At 72.9% G+C, this 17,253-nt stretch carries 17 protein-coding genes and 1 riboswitch; of the genes, 10 read left to right on the top strand and 7 right to left on the bottom strand.

The window, feature by feature from the left end; all coding sequences use genetic code 11:
* Positions 1 to 14: 14 nt before the first annotated feature.
* The 4 genes from ACYVLJ_RS01835 (at position 15) to ACYVLJ_RS01820 (ending at position 4,922) form a co-directional block, all read left to right on the top strand.
* Positions 15 to 539 carry a hypothetical protein gene (locus ACYVLJ_RS01835; protein WP_460437528.1) on the top strand — a complete coding sequence of 175 codons (525 nt, stop codon included), beginning with the start codon at positions 15 to 17 and terminating at the stop codon, positions 537 to 539.
* Between the two features lie 70 nt (positions 540 to 609).
* On the top strand, positions 610 to 1,761 hold the full coding sequence (locus ACYVLJ_RS01830; RefSeq protein ID WP_460437527.1) for an exonuclease SbcCD subunit D: 1,152 nt from the start codon (positions 610 to 612) through the stop codon (positions 1,759 to 1,761).
* Positions 1,758 to 4,709 carry a sbcc family protein gene (locus tag ACYVLJ_RS01825; protein WP_460437526.1) on the top strand — a complete coding sequence of 984 codons (2,952 nt, stop codon included), beginning with the start codon at positions 1,758 to 1,760 and terminating at the stop codon, positions 4,707 to 4,709. The genes ACYVLJ_RS01830 and ACYVLJ_RS01825 overlap by 4 nt, the downstream gene beginning before the upstream one ends.
* 21 nt (positions 4,710 to 4,730) lie before the next feature.
* On the top strand, positions 4,731 to 4,922 hold the full coding sequence (locus tag ACYVLJ_RS01820; RefSeq protein WP_451968136.1) for a DUF1737 domain-containing protein: 192 nt from the start codon (positions 4,731 to 4,733) through the stop codon (positions 4,920 to 4,922).
* An 87-nt stretch (positions 4,923 to 5,009) separates the two neighbouring features.
* Here the strand turns inward: ACYVLJ_RS01820 and ACYVLJ_RS01815 are convergent, their stop codons facing one another.
* Entirely contained in the window at positions 5,010 to 6,401 is a 1,392-nt protein-coding gene (locus tag ACYVLJ_RS01815; RefSeq protein ID WP_460437525.1) for a DNA-3-methyladenine glycosylase 2 family protein, read from the bottom strand.
* 103 nt (positions 6,402 to 6,504) lie between these two features.
* On the opposite strand from ACYVLJ_RS01815, the gene ychF reads away from it, so the two are divergent.
* Both ychF and ACYVLJ_RS01805 read left to right on the top strand, forming a co-directional pair.
* Positions 6,505 to 7,587 (top strand): redox-regulated ATPase YchF, encoded by a 1,083-nt coding sequence (gene ychF, locus ACYVLJ_RS01810; protein ID WP_451968132.1) that lies wholly within the window; start codon positions 6,505 to 6,507, stop codon positions 7,585 to 7,587.
* Complete coding sequence (locus ACYVLJ_RS01805; protein WP_460437524.1) at positions 7,584 to 7,916, top strand: hypothetical protein; 333 nt, start codon at positions 7,584 to 7,586, stop codon at positions 7,914 to 7,916. The genes ychF and ACYVLJ_RS01805 overlap by 4 nt, the downstream gene beginning before the upstream one ends.
* A gap of 239 nt (positions 7,917 to 8,155) precedes the next feature.
* Here ACYVLJ_RS01805 and ACYVLJ_RS01800 read toward each other — a convergent pair whose 3' ends face one another.
* Entirely contained in the window at positions 8,156 to 8,284 is a 129-nt protein-coding gene (locus ACYVLJ_RS01800) for a hypothetical protein (protein WP_451968128.1), read from the bottom strand.
* Positions 8,285 to 8,360: 76 nt separating this feature from the next.
* On the bottom strand, positions 8,361 to 8,645 hold the full coding sequence (locus tag ACYVLJ_RS01795; RefSeq protein WP_460437523.1) for a 4a-hydroxytetrahydrobiopterin dehydratase: 285 nt from the start codon (positions 8,643 to 8,645) through the stop codon (positions 8,361 to 8,363).
* A 32-nt stretch (positions 8,646 to 8,677) separates the two neighbouring features.
* Positions 8,678 to 8,785, top strand: a riboswitch (TPP riboswitch).
* A 24-nt stretch (positions 8,786 to 8,809) separates the two neighbouring features.
* On the opposite strand from ACYVLJ_RS01795, the gene ACYVLJ_RS01790 reads away from it, so the two are divergent.
* From ACYVLJ_RS01790 to ACYVLJ_RS01780, 3 genes are all read left to right on the top strand, one after another.
* Complete coding sequence (locus tag ACYVLJ_RS01790) at positions 8,810 to 9,859, top strand: thiamine ABC transporter substrate-binding protein (protein WP_460437522.1); 1,050 nt, start codon at positions 8,810 to 8,812, stop codon at positions 9,857 to 9,859.
* Positions 9,860 to 9,969: 110 nt separating this feature from the next.
* Positions 9,970 to 11,526, top strand: coding sequence for an ABC transporter permease (locus ACYVLJ_RS01785; RefSeq protein WP_460437996.1), 1,557 nt, complete (start codon positions 9,970 to 9,972; stop codon positions 11,524 to 11,526).
* Complete coding sequence (locus ACYVLJ_RS01780; protein ID WP_460437521.1) at positions 11,526 to 12,533, top strand: ABC transporter ATP-binding protein; 1,008 nt, start codon at positions 11,526 to 11,528, stop codon at positions 12,531 to 12,533. Before ACYVLJ_RS01785 ends, ACYVLJ_RS01780 begins: the two co-directional genes overlap by 1 nt.
* Before the next feature lies 1 nt (position 12,534).
* Here the strand turns inward: ACYVLJ_RS01780 and ACYVLJ_RS01775 are convergent, their stop codons facing one another.
* Positions 12,535 to 13,344 carry a helix-turn-helix transcriptional regulator gene (locus ACYVLJ_RS01775; protein WP_460437520.1) on the bottom strand — a complete coding sequence of 270 codons (810 nt, stop codon included), beginning with the start codon at positions 13,342 to 13,344 and terminating at the stop codon, positions 12,535 to 12,537.
* Positions 13,345 to 13,479: 135 nt separating this feature from the next.
* On the opposite strand from ACYVLJ_RS01775, the gene ACYVLJ_RS01770 reads away from it, so the two are divergent.
* Positions 13,480 to 14,211 carry a dienelactone hydrolase family protein gene (locus tag ACYVLJ_RS01770; RefSeq protein ID WP_460437519.1) on the top strand — a complete coding sequence of 244 codons (732 nt, stop codon included), beginning with the start codon at positions 13,480 to 13,482 and terminating at the stop codon, positions 14,209 to 14,211.
* Here the strand turns inward: ACYVLJ_RS01770 and ACYVLJ_RS01765 are convergent.
* The 3 genes from ACYVLJ_RS01765 to ACYVLJ_RS01755 are packed head-to-tail and all read right to left on the bottom strand — an operon-like array spanning position 14,181 to position 17,121.
* Positions 14,181 to 15,059, bottom strand: coding sequence for an ABC transporter permease (locus tag ACYVLJ_RS01765; protein WP_460437518.1), 879 nt, complete (start codon positions 15,057 to 15,059; stop codon positions 14,181 to 14,183). The genes ACYVLJ_RS01770 and ACYVLJ_RS01765 overlap by 31 nt on opposite strands.
* Positions 15,056 to 16,030: an ABC transporter ATP-binding protein gene (locus ACYVLJ_RS01760; protein WP_460437517.1), complete on the bottom strand. Its 975-nt coding sequence runs from the start codon at positions 16,028 to 16,030 to the stop codon at positions 15,056 to 15,058. The genes ACYVLJ_RS01765 and ACYVLJ_RS01760 overlap by 4 nt, the downstream gene beginning before the upstream one ends.
* Positions 16,027 to 17,121: a LolA family protein gene (locus ACYVLJ_RS01755; protein ID WP_451968115.1), complete on the bottom strand. Its 1,095-nt coding sequence runs from the start codon at positions 17,119 to 17,121 to the stop codon at positions 16,027 to 16,029. Before ACYVLJ_RS01755 ends, ACYVLJ_RS01760 begins: the two co-directional genes overlap by 4 nt.
* Positions 17,122 to 17,253 lie beyond the last annotated feature (132 nt).

The following is a 17,253-nucleotide window of genomic DNA, read 5'->3' as shown; positions in this document are numbered from 1 at the left end:
GACGGGGGTGGGCGATGACACGGCGGATCGACGTGACGCACCTGCCCGAGGACGTCGTGGCGCTGATCGACGCCCTCGGGCCCGGCGAAAACCTGGTGCTCACGCGGGAAGGCGAGCCGGTCGCGGTGATCCGCGGCGCCGGCAAGCCACCGGGCCGCGGCGGCGTGACGGTGGTGGCCACCGCGATGAAGCTTCCGGCTTCGGCACGGACGTCCCTGGCCGCCGAGCTCGGCACGGACTACGTGGTGCTGGACCTGCACGCGGCGCCGCCGACGGCCGACGTCGTGCTCGTCCCGCCGGCGAGCCCGCAGCTGGTCGCGCACGTCCGGTCGATGTTCCCGCGGGCCCGCGTCGTGGTCACCGAGATCGAGGACGAAGAGCTCGGGATCAGTTACCGCGGCCCGATCCACCGCATGCTCGACGCCGGTGCCGAGACCTATCTGGCCTCGACCACGCTCCCGCGGCTGGCCGAGCAGCTCGATGCCGTCACCCGGCGACGGCAGGTCGCGGGGGACGACCCCAGGTACCTGCCGAGTTAGTACACACGTTCGAGTGAGCCGGCGGCGAGCCTTCGCGATTTCGTCGGAGCCGGGTCGTACCTTGGGCCCCGTGAGATTCCTGCACACCTCCGACTGGCACGTCGGGCGCACGTTCCACGGCGCCGACCTGCTCGCGGAACAGGAAGCGGTGCTCGGGCACCTCGCCGACCTCGTGGCCGGCGAGGCGATCGACGCCGTCCTGGTGGCGGGCGACATCTACGACCGCGCGGTCCCGTCGGCCGAGGCCGTCCGGGTGGCCACCGCGGCGGTCGCGCGGATCCGCGCGGCGGGTGCGCAGCTCGTCGTCACGCCGGGGAACCACGACTCGGCGCCGCGGCTCGGCGCCTTCGCGGAGTTCGCGGCGGCGGGCGGGCTGCACCTGCGCACCACGGTCGGCGGGCTGGCCGAGCCGGTGCTGCTGGACGACGCACACGGCCCGGTCGCCGTCTACGGAATCCCTTACCTGGAGCCGGAACCGGCGCGGCACGCGCTGGGCGTGCCGGAGGCGCGCGGCCACACCGGCGTGCTCACCGAGGCCATGCGGCGGATCCGGGCGGACCTCGAAACCCGGCCGGGCGTGCGCTCGGTCGTGCTGGCGCACGCGTTCGTCACCGGCGGCGAGCCGACCGAATCCGAGCGCACGATCGCGGTCGGCGGCGTCGAGCAGGTGCCCGGCTCGGTCTTCGACGGCGTCGACTACGTCGCGCTCGGCCACCTCCACGGGCCGCAGACGCTCGCCGAGCACCTCCGGTACTCCGGCAGCCCGCTCGCGTATTCGTTTTCCGAAGCGCGGCAACGCAAATCGGTCTGGCTGGTCGACCTGGACGCGCACGGCCTCGCCGAAGTCCGGCGGCACGAGCTGCCCGTGCCGCGGGCGCTGGCGACTCTCCGCGGCGAGCTCGACGACCTGCTCGCCGACCCGGCGCACGACGCGTACCTCGAGCACTTCCTGTCGGTCACGGTCACCGACCGGGTGCGCCCGGTCGACGCGATGCGGCGGCTGCGCGAGCGGTTCCGGTACGCGGTCCACCTGGAGTGGGAACCCGAGGGCGGGTATGCCGGCGCCCCGCTCCGGTACTCCGACGCCGTGCGCGGCCGGTCGGACATCGAGATCTCGCGCGGCTTCCTCGACGACTGCCGCGGTGCCCCGCCGACCGAGAGCGAAGAGCAGCTCTTGTTCAAGGCCCTCGAAGCGGCCGACCGGGGGGCGCTCGCGAAATGAGGCTGCACAGGCTGGAGGTCGAAGCCTTCGGGCCGTACTGCGCACGCGAGGTGGTCGACTTCGACGTGCTGGGCGCCGACGGTCTCTTCCTCCTGCACGGCGAGACGGGCGCGGGCAAGACGACGTTGCTCGACGCGATCGCGTTCGCGTTGTTCGGCGTGGTTCCCGGTGCCCGCAACGAAGCCAAGCGGTTGCGCTGCGACCTGGCCGAGACCGACCAGGTCACCGAGGTCGCGCTGGAGCTCACCGTGCAGGGGCACCGGCTGAAGATCGTGCGCAACCCCGAGTACCAGCGGCCGAAGCGGCGCGGCGAAGGCACGACCACCCAGCAGGCGCGGGTGTCGCTGAGCTGGATCGGCACCGCGCCCGCTGGGCTGCCGCCGGAGGGCCTGATCCGGATCGAGGAGGTCGCGCGCACCGTCGAGCGGCTGCTCGGGATGACGGCGGCGCAGTTCTTCCAGGTGGTCCTGCTACCGCAGGGCGAGTTCGCCCGGTTCCTGCGGTCGGACACCGCCGAACGCGAGAAGCTCCTCGAACGGCTCTTCGGCACCGAACGCTTCGCCGACGTCGAGCGCTGGTTCGCCGACCTGCGTGCCGAGCGCGGCCGGGAACTGGAGCACCAGCAGGGAAAAGTGCGCGAACTGCTGGCGAGGTACGCGCAGGAAGCACAGCAGGACCCGCCAGAGGCGGATATCGCGGAGTGGGTCGGTGCGGTGCTGGAGGCATCCGCCGAGCGCGTCCGACAGGTCACGGCCGAAGAGGAGCGCACGCGGGCGGCGGCCCAGCGCGCGGACGTCTACCTGCAGGAAGAACGCGCCGGCGCCGAGAAGATCCGGCGGGTCCGGACCGCGCACCTGCGGCTCGTCGAGATCACCGAGCAGGCGCCGCAGCGCGCCGAATGGGCGCAGGAGGTCGCGGCCGCGCGGCGCGCGGCCGGGGTCGCGGTGGAGGCTGACCTGCTCGACCGGCGTGCCGCCGAGCTGACCGAGGCCGAGCAGGCGGAAAAGGCTTGTGGCGCCCAGTTGCGCGAGTTCGGCACCCGCGCGACCGGGGACTTGAAGGCGCGGGCGGCCACCGCGCGCGAAGAGGCCGGCGCGGTCGCGGAACTGGTCGCCGAGGCCGAGCTGCAGCGGCTCGACATCATGCGGCGCGACGACCGCAAGCTGGCCGCGGTCACCGCCCAGCGGCAGGTCGAAGCGCTGACGGCCGAGCTGGCCGAGATCCCCGGCCGGCTCGCCGAACTGCGGGCGGACGCCCTCGAAGCGGCCGAAGCCGAGGCCAAGCTCGAGGGCGCCAAGGCCAAGGTCGAGGAGCTGCGGGCCTTCGCGCGCGACGCAAGTGAGCTGCCCGAAGCCCAGGCGAAAGTCGGACGCGGTGAGGCGAAGCTGCGCGAGGTCGTCGACACCCACCAGGCGGCTCGCCAGCGTCGGCTCGACCTGCGCGAGCGGCGGCTCGACGGGATGGCGGCCGAGCTGGCCGCCGCGCTGCCTGACGGGGCGCCCTGCCCGGTCTGCGGGTCGGCCGAGCACCCGGCGCCGGCGAACCGGGACATCGCCCTCGTCGACCCGGCCGAGGAGCGTGCCGCCGAAGAGGCCGAGCAGGCGGCCGACGCGGTGCGGCAGCGGGTCGTCGTCGCGCTGGAAGAGGCCAAAGCGCGGCTGGCGGGTCTGCTGGACCGGCTGGGTGGGCGCACCGCCGAGTCGATCACGGCGGAGCTGGCCGAAGCACGCTCCGCCGTCGCCGCCCTGACCGAGCAGGCGGCCGGCAAGGCCAAGCTCGGTCAGCAGGTCGTGCTGCTGGAGCGCGACCTCGAGGTCCGGACGGACCGCCGTCGCAAGGCCGAACAGGAAATGACCGAGGCGGCGACCGACGTCCGGGCCCTGGACGAACGGCTGGCCGAGCGCGAACGCCGGCTGGTCGCCGGCCGCGGCGAGTTCGCGGACGTCGGTGCCCGGCGCGTGCACCTCATCGGGCTGGCCGAGGCTCTGGAAGCGGTCGCCGAGGCCCGGACCGCCGTCGCGGGCGCCCGGGAACGTGTCGCGCAACAGCGTGCCCTGGTCGAGGCGGCGGTCAAGGCGAAGGGGTTCACGTCGCTGAAGAAGGCGCGGGCCGCGATGCTGCCGGACGAGCAGATCGAGAAGCTGGAGCAGGGCATCGCCGAGGCCGAGGCGTCCGCGGCGGGCGCGCGGGCCCTGCTGTCCGAACCGGACCTCTTCGGGATCTCGCCGGAGGACGTCGCGGACGTCGGCCGTGCGGCCGACGCGGCGGAGCTGGCCCGGGCCCGCTCCGACTCCGCGTATGCGGCGCTGCGAGTCGCGACGGCCCAGCACGAAGAACTGACACGGCTGGCCGGTCTGCTGCGCAAGGCCCTCACCGGGCTCGCGCCGGCCGAGGCGGCGTACGCCGAGCTGAAAGCCTTGGCGGAGGTCGTCAACGGGCGCGGGCAGAACAGCCGGAAGATGTCGCTGCGCTCGTACGTGCTGGCGGCGCGGCTGGAAGAGGTGGCGGTCGCCGCCACGCACCGGCTGCGCACGATGAGCCAGGGCCGGTATTCGTTCGTGCACTCCGATGCGGCCGGGGCACGCGGCACCCGGGGCGGGCTTGGCATCGACGTGCTGGACGACTATTCGGGCACCATCCGCCCGGCGAAGACACTGTCCGGCGGCGAGTCGTTCCTCGCGTCCCTGGCCCTGGCTCTGGGCTTGGCCGACGTCGTCGCGGGGGAGACCGGTGGCGCGCTGCTGGACACCCTGTTCGTCGACGAGGGGTTCGGCACCCTGGACGCCGAAACCCTCGACGTCGTCATGAACATCCTCGACGAGCTCCGCGCGGGCGGCCGGGTGGTCGGCCTGGTCTCGCACGTCGAGGAACTGCGGCAGCGCATCCCGACGCGGCTGCGGGTCCGGAAGGCCCGCACGGGCTCGACGCTGGAGGTGCGGGCCGGCTGAATTCTCGGACAAGATGAAGGCATGACCGACCAGCCGCCGAACGACCTGCCCCGCTACCGTCTGCTCACCGGCCCGGACGACGCGAAGTTCTGCCACCGGGTCAGCGAGGCGCTCGAGCTCGGGTACCGCCTGTACGGCTCGCCGTCCGCGACGTTCGACGGTGACCAGGTGATCGTCGCGCAGGCGTTGCTGTGGCAGGGCGAGCAGGGCTGAGGCCGGGTCAGGCCGCGTGGCGGAGGTACGTTCCGGCGTAGCACCACGGTGTTCACGTGCGGGCGCGCTGTGGCAGGGCGTGCAGGGTCAGGCCGCGTGCCGGAGGTACATCCCGGCGTAGGAGCACCACGGCGTCCACGCGCGGGCCCGCTCCGGCAGCGAGGCGGGCGGGATACCCAGTGCCTCGGCGCCGAGGCGGACCTCGGCGTCGCCGGCCGGCAGCACGTCCGGAGCGCCGAGCACGCGCATGAGCACGTGATCGGCGATGGCGGCATCGATTCCCGGGCACGCGAGCAGGTCGGCACGCAGCTCCGCCGCGTCGCGGCCGACGTGGATGTCCAGTCGGCCCTCGGCCAGTGCGGCGGCGACGCCGGTCACGGTCGCGCCGCAGCCGGCTGTCGCGATCTGGGCCGCCGTCGGGAAGAGCCCGGTCACGCCCCACTCGCCCGGCACCTCGTCGCCCGGCGGAGGCGGACCTTCGAGCAGGGCGCGGAGCACCAGCTCGTCCCCGTCGACGGCCCCCGGGACCCGGATCCCCGGCACCGCCGCGACGACCGGTGCCAGCGCCGGGTCCGCGCCGAGGACGCGGGTGACCGCCGCGGGGTCCGCGTCGAGGTCGAGCAGCCGGCGGACCCGGCTCACCGCGCTGCCGAGGTCGCGCAGGTCGGTGAGCAGCAGCTCGCAGCGGACGTGGTTCGGCTCCGGGGTCAGCCGGACGAGGCCGGTGCCGTGGGCGAGCCGGAGCGTCCGCGCGTAGGCGGTCGAAGTCACCTCTTCGACGTCCGGGATCGCGTGCGCGGCGAAGTAGCGAAGCAACCCGGCCGCGTCGAACGGCGGCCGGAACGGCAACCGCAGGCTCAAGCGGGTTCCGCTCACCTCGCCTTGGCGTCGTCGTGACGCGGCGAAGGCGCGAAGCTGCGAAGGCGTCGTGGCGAACACTTCGCGGATCGTCTCGTTGAACTGCCGGACGCTGGAGAAGCCGGCCGCGAACGCGACGTCGGTGAGCGGCAGCCCGGACACCTCGATGAGCAGCCGCGCCGAGTGCGCGCGGTGGGCCCGGGCCAGGGCGAGCGGGCCCGCGCCGAGCTCGGCAGTGAGCACCCGGCCGAGCTGGCGTTCCGAGTAGCCGAGGCGCCGGGCGAGGCCGGGGACACCTTCACGCTCCACCGTGCCGTCGGAGATCAGGCGCATCGCGCGCGCCGCGAGGTCGGCGCGCACGTTCCAGTCCGGCGAGCCCGGGACGGCGTCGGGCAGACAGCGGCGGCAGGCGCGGAAGCCGTTGGCCTGCGCGGCCGCCGACGTCGGGAAGAAGCGGACGTTCTGCTCCTTCGGCGTCGAGGCCGGGCACGACGGGCGGCAGTAGATGCCGGTGGTGCGGACCGCCATGATGAACTGGCCGTCGAAACGCGAGTCGCGGGCGGTGACCACGCGGTAGCAGCGTTCGGCGTCCCGCCACAGGGCGAGCGTGTCGGTGACCATGAATCCGAGCATGCCAGCAGGTCAGGGCCGTTGCTGGCGGAAATCCGACGCCGCGTTGGGTGCACGCCGGGCGGCGGGGGCGAGCCACGTAGACTGCGGGGTCGTGAGCCTCACCCTCGGTATCGTCGGCCTGCCCAACGTCGGCAAGTCCACCCTGTTCAACGCGCTGACCCGCAACGACGTGCTCGCCGCGAACTACCCGTTCGCGACGATCGAGCCGAACGTCGGCGTGGTGCCGCTGCCGGACCCGCGGCTGGACAAGCTGGCGGAGCTGCACAAGTCGGAGAAGATCGTCCCGGCCGTGGTGTCCTTTGTGGACATCGCGGGCATCGTGAAGGGCGCGTCCGAGGGTGCCGGGCTGGGCAACAAGTTCCTCGCCAACATCCGTGAGGCCAACGCGATCTGCCAGGTCATCCGGGTGTTCGACGACCCCGACGTGGTGCACGTCGACGGCCGGATCGACCCGTCGAGCGACATCGAGACGATCAACACCGAGCTGATCCTCGCCGACCTGCAGACGCTGGACAAGGCGCTGCCGCGGCTGGAGAAGGAAGCGCGGACGAAGAAGGAGAACAAGCCCGCGCTGGACAACGCCCAGAAGGCGAAGGAGATCCTCGACGCCGGGCGCACGCTCTTCCAGGCGCAGAAGGAAGTCGACTTCGACGCGCTGCGCGAGCTGAGCCTGCTGACGACGAAGCCGTTCCTCTACGTCTTCAACGCGGACGAGTCGGTGCTCACCGACGAAGCCCGCCGCGAGGAGCTGACCAAGCTGGTCGCCCCGGCGGACGCGGTGTTCCTCGACGCGAAGGTCGAGGCGGAGCTGCTGGAGCTGGACGACGAGGAGTCGGTGCGCGAGCTGCTCGAGTCCGTCGGCCAGCCGGAGCCGGGCCTGTACGCGCTGGCCCGCGCGGGCTTCCACACGCTCGGGCTGCAGACGTACCTGACGGCGGGCCCGAAGGAGTCCCGCGCCTGGACGATCCCCCAGGGCGCAACGGCCCCGCAGGCGGCGGGCGTCATCCACACGGACTTCGAGCGCGGCTTCATCAAGGCGGAAATCGTCTCGTACGACGACCTGATGGAGGCCGGCTCGATGGCAGCGGCCCGAGCGGCGGGCAAGGTCCGCATGGAGGGCAAGGACTACGTCATGGCCGACGGCGACGTGGTGGAGTTCCGCTTCAACGTATGACGCGGCCGTTGTCGCCGGCCGAGCGAGCCGTGCTGGACCACTTGCTCGCCGGTGACTTCCCCGGCGCGCCGCGGCTGCGTGCCCAGCTGCCCACGGCGCGGGTCACCGGAACCTGCGCCTGTGGGTGCCCGACGATCGACCTCGTGGTGGACCCGGCCCTGCTCGCGGCCGACCTCGACGGCCGGTTGGTGGTGGAGGCCGACGCACCCGACGGCGGCATCATCGTGTTCGCCGAGGAAGGGCGGCTGTCGGGACTCGAGTACTGGTCCGTGAGTGACGACGTCCCAGCGGAGTTCCCGCCGCCGGAGCAGATCCAGCTAGCCGGGTAGCGACAGCCACTCCGACGAGTACGCCGCCGCACTGGGAGTCAGGGCGACGGCGCTCGATCGGCGGGTCCGGCTCAGCCGATGATGCCCATCAGGGCGATCGTGATCAGCACCACCGCGGGGGCGAGGGCGTTGATCCAGGCGCGCTGGGCGGGGGTGAGGGCGGCGGTGCTGTTCATGGCGTTTCCTTGGGCCGAAAACCGATGCTTCCGCCCTGCTCAGCGCGCTGATCATGCCCTTCGTTAGCGGCTGTGATCGAACTCACCGGCATCCGGGTGACGACGGCCGCGGGCGGTGAACCAGAGCACGCCGCCGGCCGCTGCCACCATCGCCGCGAATGCCGCCGTGCCCACCACGATCGCCTGCGTCATGATCCGTCTCTCCTAGCAAAGGTCGTTTACCGAGAGACGTCGAAACCGCGAAAAAGTGCACCCAGAGTTACCGAAGTCACACCGAGTCGAGCACCGAGTCGATCTGGGCCGCCAGTGAGAAGTCCTTCGCCGTCAGGCCGCCCGCCGAATGCGTCGAGAGCCGGAACGTCAGCGTGCGCCAGCGGATGTCGATGTCCGGGTGGTGGTCGGCCTGCTCGGCCAGCACCGCCACGCGGTCCACCACCTCGATCGCCTGCGGGAACGAGGCGAGCTCCACCTCGCGGGAGATCACCGCTCCCGACCTGGTCCAGCCCGTGCCCAAGCGTTCGTCGGCCTCGGAGTCGCTCAAGATTTCCGTCATGTCTCCATGGTCTTACGTCCTGGACTACGCTGCACGGTTGCCACGGGAGTCCGGCCGGTGCCGGGCTGAGAGGCGGGTATCCGCGACCGTTCGCACCTGACCGGATCATGCCGGCGAAGGGAGGGCTTCACCCCTCTTCGTCCGGTGAAGTGCAGGAGGGGTAGATGAAACGCAGGGCTGCGCGCGCCGCGACGGCCGTTGTCGTCGCGGGGGCCGTCACCGCGGGGTGCTCGCTGTCGAGCGGCGACGGCGGCACCCAGCAGACGCCCACCGTCACCCTCGTGACGCACGATTCCTTCCTGGCGCCGCAGGAGGTGCTCGACGCCTTCCAGAAGCAGTCGGGCATCAAGATCTCCGTGCTCAAGCAGGGCGACGCCGGTTCGCTGACCAACAAGCTCGTGCTGACCAAGGCCAACCCGATCGGGGACGTCGCGTACGGCGTCGACTCGACCTTCGCCTCGCGCGCGCTCAAGGAGGGCGTCTTCGACGCCTACACCAGCCCCGAGGCCGACCGCGGGCCGCAGCGCTACGCCGTCGACCCCGAGCACCGGCTCTCCGCGGTCGACGTCGGCGACGTCTGCGTCAACGTCGACACGAACTACTTCACGAGCAAGGGCATCCCGGCGCCCGGGACCTACGACGACCTCGCCGACCCGAAGTACAAGGACCTGCTGGTCGCGGAGGACCCGGCGACGGCGTCCCCGGGGCTCGCGTTCCTGCTCGGCACGATCGCGAAGTACGGCGAGGCCGGCTGGAAGGACTACTGGAGCAAGCTGAAGGCCAACGGGGTCAAGGTCGTCAGCGGCTGGGAAGAGGCCTACACCAAGGACTTCTCCGGCTCGGCGGGCAAGGGGCCGCGCCCGATCGTCGTCTCGTACGCGTCTTCGCCCGCCGCCGAGGTCGGTGACGACGGCAAGCCGCGCACCAAGGCGCTGCTCGACACCTGTTACCGGCAGGTCGAGTACGCCGGCGTGCTGGCGAACGGCAAACAGACCGACAGCGCGCGCAAGGTCGTGGACTTCCTGCTCTCGCAGCAGTTCCAGACGACCGTCGCGGCGAACATGTACGTCTACCCGGCGCGGCAGGACGTCGAGCTGCCCGCGGGCTGGGCGCAGGTCGCGCCGCTGCCGCAGAAGCCGCAGACGCTGCCCGCGGACCAGGTCCAAGCCGGGCGCGAGAAGTGGATCGGCGAATGGCGCACGCTCGTGCAGTGACATCCGAGGCGTCGCCTCGGGCCGGGGGTTCCGCCGCCCGGAACCACCGAAAACCACCGGTCCTGGCCCCGCCGAGGACCGCTCGAGGGTTCGGCCTGGCGCTGCTCGGCCTGGCCCCGATCGGGTTCCTGGTGGTGTTCTTCGCCTGGCCGGTGCTCGCGATCATCGGCCGCGGGTTCGCCGCGGGCGGTCTCGACACCGTCCTCGGCGACGTGCGCACCTGGCAGCTGGCCGGCTTCACCGTGGCGACGGCGGCCGCCTCGACGGTCGTCGCCGTGGTCGCCGGGCTGCCCGTGGCCTTCCTGCTGGCCCGGGTGAAGCTGCCCGGCGTCGGTCTTGCGCGGACGCTGGTGCTCGTTCCGTTCGTGCTGCCGACCGTGGTCGTCGGCCTGGCGTTCCGGGCGCTCTGGCCGGACGGCGGCGTGCTGCCGATCGTGCTGGCCAACGCCTTCTTCAACGTCGCCGTCGTCGCGCGGACCGTGGCCGGGCTGTGGGCCCGGCTGGACCCGCGGACGACCGACGCCGCCCGCGCGCTCGGCGCGTCGCCGTGGCGGGCCTTCCGGTCGGTGACGCTGCCCGCGCTGGCCCCCGCGATCGCGTCCGCCGCGGCCGTCGTGTTCCTGTTCTGCGCCACCAGTTTCGGCGTCGTGCTCATCCTCGGTGGCGCGAAGTACCGGACCCTCGAGACCGAGATCTACCTGCGGACCGTCGACCTCCTGGACCTCTCGGGCGCGGCCGCGCTTTCGCTGATCCAGTTCGCGGCCGTGGTCGCCGCGCTCGTGCTCGGCGGCCTGGCGCGACGGCGCAAGGACGGCGCCCGGACCGGGTCCGGCCGGGTGCGACGACCCCGCCGCGGGGAGTGGTGGGTCGTCGTCGCCGCGGGCGTGGTGCTCGCACTGCTGCTGACGCCGATCGTCGCGCTGCTCGCCGAATCGGTGTCCGCCGGGAACGGCTGGAGCCTGGCCGGTTATCGAGCGTTGACCACCACCGGAGAGAAGGGCGCGCTGCAGGTTTCCGGCTGGGACGCCGCGGTCAACTCGCTCAAGGTGGCGATCGACGCGACGCTGCTCGCGATGGTCGTCGGCGTGCTCGCGTCCGTCGTGCTGGTGGCGCTGCGGCGCTCGCCGGCGAAGGCCGCGCGCGGGCTCGGCGAGACGATGGACGCCGTGCTGATGCTGCCGCTCGGGGTGTCCGCGGTGACCGTCGGGTTCGGCTACCTGGTGACGCTCGACGCGCTGCCCGGCGACCTCCGGACGTCGCCCTACCTCGTGCCGCTGGCCCAGGCGCTGGTGATCATCCCGCTGATCGTGCGGATGGTGCTGCCGGTGCTGCGCTCGGTCGACGTCCGGTTGCGGCAGGCCGCGTCGACGCTCGGCGCGAGCCCGCTGCGGGTCTGGCGCGAGATCGACCTGCCGCTGACGCTGCGCCCACTGGTCGCGGCGGCCGGGTTCGGGTTCGTCGTGGCACTCGGCGAGTTCGGCGCCACCAGCTTCCTCGCCCGGCCGGCCGCGCCGACGCTGCCGGTCGCGATCGCGTCGCTGATGGGACGCCCCGGCGAGCTGAACAACCAGATGGCGTACGCCGCGTGCGCGGTGCTGATGCTCGTGACGGTGCTGGCCGTCGCGCTGATCGACCGGCTCGGACGCGGCCGGGTGGGAGAGTTCTGATGGCGCTGTCGGTGCGGGACCTGACCGTCCACTACGGATCGTTCGCGGCGGTCCGCGACGTCCGGCTGGACATCGCCGACGGTGAGGTGCTGGCGCTGCTGGGGCCGTCCGGCTCGGGCAAGTCGACGCTGCTGCGCGCGATCACCGGGCTGGAGCCGTCGGCGCGGGGCGCGGTGAGCTGGGACGGCGAAGACCTCGGCGCGGTGCCGGTGCACCGCCGCGGGTTCGGCCTCGTCTTCCAGGACGGCCAGCTGTTCGGCCACCGCGACGTCGCCGCGAACATCGCGTTCGGCCTGCGGATGCACGGCGTGCCACGCGCGCAGTGGGCGGCACGGGTCGCCGAGCTGCTGGCCCTGGTCGGCCTGACGGGCTTCGAAAAGCGCCGGGTGACGGAACTGTCCGGCGGCCAAGCGCAGCGGGTGGCGCTGGCCAGGGCGCTGGCGCCGAAGCCGCGGCTGCTGCTGCTCGACGAGCCACTGTCCGGGTTGGACGCCGGCCTGCGCGAGCAGCTGGCCATCGACCTCGCGGACCTGTTGCGGCGCAGCAAGATCACGGCCCTGCTCGTGACGCACGACCAGGAGGAGGCGTTCACGCTGGCCGACCGCGTCGCCGTCCTCGACGACGGCCAGGTCCGCCAGGAGGGCGCGGTCCGGCGCGTCTGGCGCAACCCGGCGGACGACGACGTCGCGCGCTTCCTCGGCGTGACGACGTTCGTGGACGGCGTCGTGGCGGGCGGGGTGGCGCACACGCCACTGGGTGACGTCCCGCTCCCGGACGCCGACGACGGCCCGGTGCGGCTCGGCCTGCGCCCGCACGCGCTGCGGGTGGCGGCCGACGGCGTGCCCGGCGAGGTCGTCGCGGCGGTGCACCGGCGCGAGCACGTGCGGCTCGTCGTGCGGCTCGAAGAGTCCACTGTGGACGCCGTCGCCCCGGCGGCGTCCGACCTGCGCGCCGGGGACGCGGTCGAGCTGGAACTCGATCCGGACGGCGTCGCGCTGGTGGGCTGACTCAGCCGGCCCAGTGCGCGAGGAGGTCCAGCGCGGACTCCGACGGGCTGCCGGGGTCCGCGGTGAACGTGATCAGCCGCTGCCCCGAGAAGTCCGGCAGCTCGAAGTTCTCGAACCGCAGCGTCAGCTCGCCCGCGACCGGGTGGCGGAACCGCTTGCGCCCGTGCGTGCGCTGCTGCACCACCCGGCCCGACCACAACGTCCGGAACGTCTCGCTCCGCAGGGTCAGCTCGCCGACGAGCGTCGCGAGTGCCTTGTCCGTCGCGTACTTCGCGGCGACGAGCCGCAGCTGGCCGACGGTCGCGCGGGCGACGTCGGGCCAGTCCGGGAACACCTCGCGGCTCGCCGGGTCGAGCAGGCAGAACCGGGCGAGGTTGCGGGCCGGCGTCGCCGCGAAGTCGAAGAACAGCTGTGCGGACAACGGGTTCCACGCCAGGACGTCGAGCCGGTGGTCGACGACGAGCGCGGGGACGCGGTCCAGCTTCGCCAGCAGGTCCGCGAGCTCGGGCCGCACCCGGCGGACCGACGGCGGCCGGGTGGGCCGGGCCGCGGCGAGGTCGTGCAGGTGCGCGCGTTCGACGTCGTCCAGCCGCAGGGTCCGGGCCAGCGCGTCGAGGACCTCGGGGGACGGGCCGCGCGCCCGGCCCTGCTCCAGCCGGACGTAGTACTCGACGCTGATCCCGGCGAGCTGCGCGACCTCCTCGCGCCGCAGGCCGCTCACCCGCCGCCGGGGGCCGGTGAGGATGCCGCTGTCGGCCGGCGTCGCGGCTTCCCGGCGCGACTTCAGGAAGCTGCCCAGTTCCCGGTCCATGCGGGCCAGTGTGCGGCTTCGGGCCGTCGCGAGCCTGGCCCTGCCGGTACCAGGACCGGCGGACCGACCCCCGGACAGGGGCTGGGTCCGCGGCCCGGCGCGCGGCAGGCTCGGCCGGGACGAAAGGACTTCCCCATGTGCCACCGCACCGACAGCCGCCCGCCCGCGCCGCCGATCCGGGGCGAGGTGGCGGCGGACGAACCCGTGACGCTGACTTCGGACGTCGACTTCCTCGCCCACCACGCCGTTCCGGCCGCACCGAACGGCCGCAAAGTCGTGCTGCTGCCGGACGTCCGCGGAGTGCACGCGTTCTACCGCGACCTGACCCGGCGCTTCGCCGAAGCGGGGTTCGAGACGGTGGCGATCGACTACTACGGCCGCACCGCCGGCCTCGGCGAGCGCGGCGACGGCTTCGACTGGGAGCGGCATCTCCCGGAGGTGAAACCGGCAGAGGTGGCCGCGGACGTCGCCGCGGCGAAGGACTTCCTCGGCGAGGGTGACGTCTACACGGTGGGCTTCTGCTTCGGCGCGGGCCAGTCGTGGCGCCTCTCGGCGGCCGGCCTCGGCCTGGCCGGCGTGATCGGCTTCTACGGCCTGCCGAAGCTGGTCACCGACGTGATCGACGACCTGGAAGCACCGATGCTCCTGCTCCTGGCCGGTGAAGACGTCGCGACCGGCCAAGCCGAGTTCGACGCCTTCACCGCGCGGCTGGAGCAGTCCGGCGTGCGGTACGAGCGGCACGTGTACGCGGGCGCGCCGCATTCGTTCTTCGACCGCTCGTACGCGGAGTGGGGCGAGGCCTGCGACGACGCCTGGCGCCGCGTCCTCGCCTTCACTCAGCCGTCCCGTGTGGACAGTCGCGCGTAGGCCAGCGACAGCCCGATCACGATGTAGCACGCCGCCCGCAGCGCGCCCTCGCCGAGCATCTGCGTCCCCATCGGGTCCTGCAGCACCTCGGCGGGGGCCAACGACCAGTTCTGCGTCAGCAGGAACGGGTGCAGCCAGTTCAGGGAGCTCAGGAACCCGAGGATGGTGAACACGATGTCGGCCGCCAGCACCGAAGCCACCACCAGCATCGGGTGCTCGGTCCAGCTGGAGATCGCCAGCGCCACCGCGCCGACCGCCCACAGCTGGAGCACCACCCAGCCCGCCACCAGCAGGATCCGGGCCAGCGCGCCACCCAGCGACAACGTCGTGCCCGAGAGCGTGAACAGCGAGTCCGTGCCGTTGATGATCAGCCCGGTCACGACGCCGGTGAAGCACATCGCCAGCACGGCGACCACCGACACCGTCGCGACGCCGAACGCCTTGACCGCCAGCAGCCGGCCGCGGCTCACCGGGGCGATCAGCCAGCCGCGGAGCGTGCCGTGCGCCGTCTCGCCCGCGATCGCGTCCGCGCCCGCCATGGCCGAGGCCAGCGGGAGCAGCAGGGTCAGCGTCATCACGATCGCCGCGATCGGCAGGACGAAGGCGTTGTTGACCGCGGAAGCCAGCAGCGCGCCACCGCCGCCGTCCGGGCCGCCGCCGGTCTGCGCGTTCTCGCTCACCAGCGTCAGGCCGATGCCGATGACGATCGGGATCAGGGCCAGCAGCCCGAGCACCGCCACCGTGCGCGGCCGGCGGAAGATCCAGCGCAGCTCCGCGGCCAGCAGCCGCGGCAAGGGCACCGTGTCGTGGCCCGTGCGGGCCGCCGGTGCCTCCAGTACGGCCGTCATTCCGCCCCCTCCGTCAGCCGCGCGAACAGGTCTTCCAGCCCGGTGCGGGCCCGCGTCGCCTCGTGGACCGCGACCCCCGCGCCCACGAGAACCTGCAGCACCCGCGGGGCCTCGGCCGCGGTGAGGTCGGCGCGGACGCCGTCCGGCGTGAGCCGCGCGCCGATCCGGTGCTCCCGCAGCACTTCCACGGCCTGCTCGGCGTCCGGCGTGCGGACCAGCAGCGCCGCGTTCCCGGACTCCAGCAGCTCCGCCAGCTCGCCCTGCGCGACGACGTTGCCGGCCTGCAGCACGGCCACGTGCGTGCACGTCGCCTCCACCTCGGCCAGCAGGTGCGACGACACCAGCACGGTGACGCCGTCGGCGTGCAGCTCGGCCACGATCCTGCGGATCTCCCTGGTACCCGCAGGATCGAGGCCGTTGGTCGGCTCGTCGAGCACGACCATCTTGCGCGGCACGAGCAACGCCGAAGCGAGCCCCAGCCGCTGCTTCATGCCGAGGGAGTACCCCTTGTACCGCCGGCGCGCGGCGTCCGTCAGCCCGACGCGCTCCAACGCCGAATCGACGGCCCGGGGGATCCCGGCCGACGCCAGCCGCGGTTCGGCCGCGGCGAAGCGCAGCAGGTTGTCGCGCCCGGACAGGAACGGGTGGAAGCCCGGCCCTTCGACCAGCGCGCCGACGTCCGGCAGCGCGTGCGCGGCGGCGTCCGGCATCGGCCGGCCGAGCAGCTCGACCTCGCCTTCGGTCGGGCGCACCAGGCCCAGCAGCATCCGGATGGTGGTCGTCTTGCCCGAGCCGTTCGGGCCGAGCATCCCGACGACCGCGCCTTCGGGGATGTCGAGGTCGACGTGGTCCACCGCGACCGTGCCGCGGTAGACCTTGCGCAGGCCCCGGGTCCGCGCGGCCAGCGGGACCGCCGGGGCGGACGCCTCCGAAGAGACGTCCGCCCCGGACTCGACCGCTGTGCTGGTCACTTCTGGCCCAGCGCTTCGTACAGGACCTGCTCCGGCACCGCGCCGGCCGCGAACCGGCCGTCGTCGGTCAGCACCGCGGTGCCGACCTTCGTGGTGACGAGGTAGCCGCTGCCCCACGGGCCGCTGACCTTCTTGGCGAAGCGCTCGAGCAGCGCCTTCGGGTCGGCGTTGCGGCCCTCACGACCGGACTGCTGCTGCTTCGGCGCCGCGTTCAGCGCGTCCGCCGGGACCTTGCCGGTGACGACGGTGTCCCAGCCGTCGCCGACGACCTTGACGTCCTGCTTGGCCTGCTCGGCCCGGTCCTTGTCCGCCTGGTCGACCGTCGGCGTCTTCTCCTGCACCTTCGCGCCCTTCGGCGGGGTGAAGGTGAAGAGGTCGGCCGGCTGCTGGGTGAACTCGATCTGGCTGAACGCGACCTCGAGCGCCGGCGTCGACGTGCCGTTGCTCAGCACCGACACCCGCAGCGGCATGCGCGTCTGCGAGTCGACCGCCACGCGGATCTCGCGCAGCAGCGTCCGCTCGGTCGGCTTCGGCGTCAGGACCAGCTCGTAGGCCGGCCGGTCCGCGACGGTCGCGGTGCCGTCGACGGACACCGTGCTGCTCTCGCGGACCTTCGCCAGCAGTTCCGTCGAAGCCGCGACCGGGTCGGCCGTCTTTTCGCTGCCGGCGCCCTTCTGCTTCGCGACGTCGGCGGGGATGGTCACCTTGGTCGCGGTGTTGTTCTTGGAGCTGTAGTCCCAGACGGTCGTGCCGTCGTGGACCACGGTCTCCTGGCTGGCCCCCTGCGTCACGGCCAGGCGGCTCTTGCCCGCGCCGTCGCTGAAGATGTGCGCCGAGTCCATGTTCAGCGCCTGCGCGCCGGGCACCGCGTTCCCCACCGCGGGCAGGCCCAGGTCGTTGCTGACCTTCACCGTGCCGTCGAACGCGCCCGGCTTCGCCTTGACCACCGACTGGACCAGGTCCTCGGCGCTCACCTGCGGCAGCGCCGGCTTGTCGTCGGCACTGGCCGGCATCGCGACGAACGCGAGCCCGCCCGCGCCGAGCGCGGTGCCGACGACCGCGGCCGTGATGCCCTTCGTCTTCGGTTTCATGCGTCTCTCCCTGTGGTGTCCCGGGCTCGAGTGTGCCCGGCTCCCTGGCCACGACGCTTCCCTCTCGAGGCTGAGATACCCCTGAAGGTTCTCCCTCCAACACTGAGATCGTGCTGAGAGCTGACGCGCGAC

This window comes from Amycolatopsis stemonae (genome assembly GCF_054781455.1).
The sequence above is the reverse complement of the archived record's forward strand: the minus strand, read 5'-3'. Positions and strand labels throughout refer to the sequence as shown.